Consider the following 6,114-nt stretch of genomic DNA (forward strand, 5'->3'; position numbering starts at 1 on the left):
ACGCGTCGCGCTTCATGAAGTCGGGATCGTGCTCCTCGAGATCGAGGTTGAGCAGCGGCGAGTAGCCGATCACCGCGGCCGGGCGGATCATGCCGCGCAGCGCGGCGATCTCGGCGACCTTCATCGCCAGGTAACCTCCGGCCGAGTCGCCGGCGACGACGATGCGCGTGGGGTCCTCGGCCGTCTCGAGCAGCCCGGTGTACGCGGCCATCGCGTCGATGACGGACGTCCCGATCGAACCGACAGGTAGCTGCCGGTAGGCGACGGAGTACACCGGCACCCCCGATTCGGTGGCGAGCAGCGAACACACCGTGCGGTGCGTGGCGAGCCCGCAGAAGACGAAAGCGCCACCGTGGAAGTAGAGGATCGTCGCACCGGCGAGGGAGTCCGCGGCGGGACGCGGCGGTTCGATGCGTTCACTGGGAACCCCGCCGAGGGTGAGGGGATCGATGTCGACGTTGCGCGGGCGGGGCAGCATCTTGTCCACGCGACGGTCGAGCCGGCTGAGGGCCTCGATCCCGCGGTCGGTGGCCGGCCAGTAGGCGAACAGCGGCTTGACGAAGATCCGCACGAACCAGAAGACGAGGATGGCCCGCAGGCTCACCGTCCAGTGCCAGATCGTCGATCCGTGGGTGCGCATGTACGCCACGATAGGACGGGTCCGGCACCCGGTCGAGGTACTCTCCGTCACACGTATCCGCCGCCTCAGACCTGCAGCAACGGCACCAGGAGCTCCTCGTCGGTCAGCGCACCGTGCTGTCCGGGCAGCTGCGACATGACCAGCTCGCCGTCGGTACGGATCACCGTGGACTCGCCGAGCCCGATCGCGACGACGTCACCGATGCGCCGGCACGCGGCGGGCGAGGGGTCCGGGCCGAACAGTCCGCCGGCGATCACGTCGTCGCGGGTGCCGACCCACAGGTCGTCACCGAGTTCGTTGCGCCACCGCTCGAGCACCGCGCCGGGTCGCCGGGTGTGCACATGCCGGCAGCGGGGTTCGCCCGCGATCACGTCGACGTCCTCCGCGAGAGCGGGGAGATGGTCGAAGTCGACGCGCCGGCCCCGGGAGGCGTCGATCATGCCGTGATCGGCGGTGATCAGCAGCCGCGTCCCGGCGGGCAGGGCGGCGACGAGCTGCTCGACGAACCGGTCGACGACGGTCAGCTGCGCGGTCCAGGAGGGGGACTCGGGTCCGTACAGGTGCCCGACCGTGTCGACCTCGCCGAGGTAGCAGTAGACGAGGGTGCGGTCGTCGGCGGTGACGGCGGCGACGACGTGGGCGAGCAGGTCACCGTAGGCGGAGACACCGACGAAGTTGCCGCCGCGCAGCACGGCCCGGGTGAGGCCGCTGCCGTCGAAACTGCGGGGCACGACGGTGGTCACCGTCAGCCCGGCCGCGTCGGCGCGTTCGAACACCGTCGGGTGGGGCTGTATCCATTCGGGGACGAATCGCTCGCGCTGATCGACGGCGGTCCCCGCGAGGGTCCAGCGCAGCCAGTTGAACGGGGCGTCGATCTCCTCGACGTAGGACTGGTAGCCGGTCACGGCGTGAGCGCCGGAGGCCAGGCCGGTGCCGAGCGAGGCGATGCTCACCGCGGTGGTGGTGGGAAATCCGGCGCGGATCGGCCGGCCGTCGAGGCCGGTGAGAAAGGGGGCGGCGGCCGCATTTCGTCGCAGGAGGTTCCACCCCATGCCGTCGACGAGCAGCACGACGGTGCGGGACTGCTCGGGGAGGGCGAGACGGTTGGCCTCACCGGGCACCCCCGCGGACGCGAGGACGGACGGCATCAGATCCGCGAGGGTGGGTTCGGCGTAGACGTCGTGCAGCGGCAGGTCCATTACCCGAGTATGGCCTGCCGGGCGTCACTGGTCCTTGATGTCGGACCCGTGCTTGGTCAGCGGCATGATCTCGATGTTCATGTACGGGAACAGCGGCAGGTTCCACAGGATCTCGTGGAGTTCGTCGGCGGAGTCGACGTCGAAGATGCTGATGTTGCTGTACTTGCCGACGATGCGCCAGATCTCCCGCCACTTGCCCTCGCGCTGCAGTTCCTGGCTGTATGCCTTCTCCCGCGCGACGGTCTCGGCGCGCACCTCGGGGTCGAGGTCGCGGGGGATGTCGACGTCCATGCGAACGTGGAACAGTGCCATGGTCGGTACTCCTTTCGGGCCGTGCGCGGTTCCGGTAGCGGGTGCTACCGGAACCGCGCACGGGGGGTGGTCAGTCGCGGGCGAGGTGCTTGACGACGTCCATGTCGAGTTCGACGCCGAGGCCGGGTCCCTGGGGCAGGTGCACCTGACCCTCGGAGTAGTCCAGCGGGGTCTGCAGGAGTTCGACGGCGAACAGCTGCGGCCCGAACAGTTCGGTGCCGTAGTTGATTCCCGGCTCGGCGCAGGCGAAGTGGACGGATGCCGCGGTGCCGATGGGTCCTTCGATCGAAGTGGCGCCGTGGCAGCGGATTCCGGCAGCCTTCGCGACCGCCACGACCTCCTTGCTGCGCTGCAGGCCACCGCACTTGGTGGTCTTGAGGGCGATGACGTCGGCGGCCCCGAGCTTGGCGATCTCGAGGGCGTCGTGCGGGGTCTGCACGGACTCGTCGGCCATCACCGGGGCGGACACGAGCCGGTTGATCTCGGCGAGCACTTCACGCTGCTCGCCGGGGGTGGGCTGCTCGATGAGCTCGACACCGCCGTCGACGAGTTGCGGAACGTATCGCAGCGCGGTGAACCGGTCCCAGCGGGCGTTGACGTCGATGCTCACGCCAGCCTTGCCCTCGAGGGCCTGCGCGATCGTGACGACGCGTTCGGTGTCGACCTTCGGGTCGAGCGCGCCCATCTTGAGCTTGAACGCGAAGTTCAGCCGTGCCGCCATCTTCTCCTCGACCTCCTCGAGGATTTCTTCGACCGGTGCCGCGCCGAGCGCCCACCGTACGTCGACGCCGGTGCGGAAGGCGCCACCGAGCAGGGTGTGCACCCCGACGCCGAGGGCGCGGGCCCACGCGTCGTGCAGGGCGACGTCGACGGCCGCCTTGGCGAAACGGGCGCCGGAGACGACGCGTTCGATGTCGACCATGATGCCGCTGATCTCGTCGACGCCGCGGCCGGTGATGTAGGGGGCGATGTAGCGGTCGACGATCGCCTTCATGGTCTCGACGGATTCGCCGCCCCACCACGGACCGCCGGGGACGACGCCCTCTCCGTGGCCGGTGACCCCGCCCGCGGTGGTGATCGCCACGAGCAGGATGGGTTGCTTCTCGGCGGTGGTGGTGGCGAACTTGTGGGGACGCACCAGCGGTACGTCGAGGATCGTCGTATCGATCGAGACGATCTTCAGGTCGGGGTCGGACATCGAACAGCTCACAATCGGATTTCGGCGGTGATGCGGGCAACAGCCGGGCCTCCGCGACGACGAATGCCGGTGCCCTTGGCGGACACCGGCATTCGTCACCACTCGTGGACCCGGTTCACAGGAGTGCTCAGGCCTCGGGGTCGAGCGCGAAGTTGTAGGTCACCTCGTCGACGCCGTCGGCGTTCGGCTGCGGGTCCAGGATCAGCTCGGGCTTGGTCGCGGTCGCGACGTCGTCCTCGACCCACTCGCCGCCCTGGAAGTAGAGCTGGGTGGTGATGGCGCGCTTGCCCGGAGCCTTCACCATGAGGTGCAGGTGGGCGGGACGCCACGGGTGGCCGCCGTAGGAGTCGATGAACCAGCCGGTCGGGCCGTCGGCCGGGATCTTGTAGGGCGCGGGCTTGAGCGTGGTGATCTCGAAGTTGCCCTCGTCGTCGCACTCGATGGTGCCGCGCAGGTTCCACTCGGGGATGCCGGGGGCGAACTGCGAGTAGTAGCCCTCCTCGTCGGCGTGCCACAGCTCGACGGTGGCGCCCTGCAGGCCCTTGCCCTCGAGGTCGGTGACCTGGCCCTTGAAGATCAGCGCCTCGGCGGCCTTGTCCTGCTCGCGCATCGGCATGGTGCACTTGGCCGGCAGCTTCGGCGAGTCCGGCACGTAGTAGGGGCCCTCGATGCTGCCCTTGGTGCCGGAGAAGTGCTTGCGGTTGTAGTGCACTTCCTCGATCTCGTGCTCGACGAAGACGTCCAGCCACAGCGGCCACTCGCCGTACTCGCCGACGTCGATCATCCACTGCTTGAGCACCCGGTACTCGTCGTAGGTGACCTGGTGCTTGTGGATGATCTCGGCGAACGCACCGAGCACGTCCTTGTAGATGGCAGCGGCGCGCTCGACCGACGTGTCCGACGAGACCCGCTCGCTCTTGAACTTGTCGGTGGCGGCGTTGCCCGAGGCGTGGGCGGTGGGGTTTTCGGTGGTGGTCATGTGTCCTCCTCGGCGAGGCTCGAACGGTGGTCGCGAAAGCTGTGGGTGGTGATCGCGGGGCTGGCGCTCTCGCCACTCGGGTTGTACGCTGTGCGTACTTCCGTATCGCAGTGCGTACACACACTGTGCGTCCAGTCACAGGTGATTGTCAACACCCGGGCGCCCGGATTGCCCGAAACCGCAGGTAGGAGACCACAATGCCTAGTCAGGACCGGGATTTCGTCCAGAGCATCGAACGGGGCTTCGCGGTGCTGCTCGCGTTCGACGAGCGGCATCCCACCCCGTCCCTCGCCGAACTGGCAGCGAAGACCGACCTGTCCCGCCCTGCGGTGCGCCGCATCCTGCTCACCCTGCAGAAGCTCGGCTACGTGACCAGCACCGGCAGCCGCTGGTCGCTGACCCCGCGCGTGCTCAGCATCGGCCAGCACTACTCCGCCTCCCACGCCCTGGTCGAGGCGGCCATGCCGCGACTGGTGGAGATCGCCGAGTACACCGGCGAATCCGCCTCCCTCGGGGTGCTCGACGGCGCGGAGGTCGTCTACGCCGCCCGCGTCCCCGTGCGCCGCATCATGAGCATCAACGTCTCGGTCGGCACCCGGGTCCCGGCGTACGCCACGTCGATGGGCCGGGCGCTGCTGGCGTGGGCACCCGAGGAACTCGTCGAGCAGGTCGTCGCCGCGACCCGCTTCGAGAAGCTCGCCACCGCCACCGTGCGCAACGCCGACGAATTGCGCGCCGAGCTCGCGCGCGTGCGTGCCCAGGGCTACGCGCTCACCTCCGCCGAGCTCGAGGAGGGGCTGATCTCGGCCGCGGCGCCGGTCCGGGACGCGACCGGCACCGTGGTCGGCGTGCTCGCCTGCTCGACATCGACGGCCCGGCACACACCCGGGGAGTTCCGCGAGCTCGCCGCGGAATGCCTGATGAAGTCCGCGCACGCCCTCGGCGCCGACCTCGGATACCGCGGATAGGGCGCGTCAACCCCGCAGGGTCGCCGACGGCGCCACCCCGTACTTGCGGCGGTAGGCGGCCGCGAATCGGCCGGTGTGGGTCATCCCCCAGCGCAGGGCCACGTCCGTGACCGACGTCGTCGCCGGGTCGCCGGCCGCGAGTTCCTCGTGGATCCGCTCGAGCCGCAGATCGAGCAGGTAGTCGCGGGGACAGACACCGAGGTACTCGCGGAAGCCCTCCTGCAGCCGGCGCACACTCACACCCGCCAGCTCGGCCATGTCCGCGGTGGTCCACGGCTGCGCCGGGTCCTCGTGGATGCGGTCGAGAACGCGCTTGACGATCCGTGGCCGCGCCGCCGTGCCGGCACCCGCGTTCGGCATCACGGCGAGCACGAATGCCGAGGTCAGCGCCCCGGAAAGCTGGTCGGCGACGAGGGGGTTGCGCCACAGCCCCTCGTCCGCCCGCAGCTGCTCGACCACCGACTGCAGCAGGGCCATCCAGCTCCGCCCCGCCTCGCTCGTCAGGTCCACCTGGTCGGGCAGCCCGAGGTCGGGACGACCGAGGATCCGGTGCATCTCGCGGTCGAGGTAGTCACGGTCGAGCTTGACTCCGACGATCTCGCAGTCCTCGGTCCACCGGGTGATCCGCGCCGCCGTGTCGGGCCGGAACACCGAGGCCTGCCCCTGGGCGGAACTCACTTCCTGTCCCGCCGCCACCGACTCGATGTGGCCGGACAGCGGGATGTTGACCGCGTACGCACCCGGATGATCCGAATCCACCGCGACCTCGGCCCCCCAGCCGATACGCGCGAGCCGCAGCGGACCGAGCTGCAGCGACC

Annotated in this window: 7 protein-coding genes; 1 reads left to right on the plus strand and 6 read right to left on the minus strand. The window is 69.5% G+C overall.

Features of this window, described 5'->3' with window-relative positions:
* From OEY_RS0121085 to catA, 5 genes are all read right to left on the minus strand, one after another.
* Window positions 1–640: alpha/beta hydrolase (locus OEY_RS0121085; RefSeq protein ID WP_043805645.1), on the minus strand; the 640-nt coding region annotated here is incomplete at its 3' end.
* Window positions 641–705: 65 nt separating this feature from the next.
* On the minus strand, window positions 706–1,839 hold the full coding sequence (locus OEY_RS0121090) for an alkaline phosphatase family protein (protein WP_010595760.1): 1,134 nt from the start codon (window positions 1,837–1,839) through the stop codon (window positions 706–708).
* A 24-nt stretch (window positions 1,840–1,863) separates the two neighbouring features.
* Window positions 1,864–2,151, minus strand: a complete 288-nt coding sequence (catC, locus tag OEY_RS0121095) for a muconolactone Delta-isomerase (protein WP_010595761.1) — start codon at window positions 2,149–2,151, stop codon at window positions 1,864–1,866.
* 70 nt (window positions 2,152–2,221) lie between these two features.
* Window positions 2,222–3,349, minus strand: a complete 1,128-nt coding sequence (locus tag OEY_RS0121100) for a muconate/chloromuconate family cycloisomerase (protein WP_010595762.1) — start codon at window positions 3,347–3,349, stop codon at window positions 2,222–2,224.
* Between the two features lie 127 nt (window positions 3,350–3,476).
* Complete coding sequence (gene catA / locus OEY_RS0121105) at window positions 3,477–4,328, minus strand: catechol 1,2-dioxygenase (protein WP_010595763.1); 852 nt, start codon at window positions 4,326–4,328, stop codon at window positions 3,477–3,479.
* A 197-nt stretch (window positions 4,329–4,525) separates the two neighbouring features.
* Between catA and OEY_RS0121110 the strand changes: the two genes are divergently transcribed.
* Entirely contained in the window at window positions 4,526–5,296 is a 771-nt protein-coding gene (locus tag OEY_RS0121110) for an IclR family transcriptional regulator domain-containing protein (RefSeq protein WP_010595764.1), read from the plus strand.
* 6 nt (window positions 5,297–5,302) lie between these two features.
* Here OEY_RS0121110 and OEY_RS0121115 read toward each other — a convergent pair.
* Window positions 5,303–6,114 (minus strand): AraC family transcriptional regulator (locus OEY_RS0121115; RefSeq protein WP_010595765.1); only part of this gene is annotated, 812 nt, incomplete at its 5' end.

The organism is Rhodococcus sp. P14, from assembly GCF_000256505.1.
GTDB classification, from domain to species: Bacteria; Actinomycetota; Actinomycetes; order Mycobacteriales; family Mycobacteriaceae; genus Rhodococcus; species Rhodococcus ruber.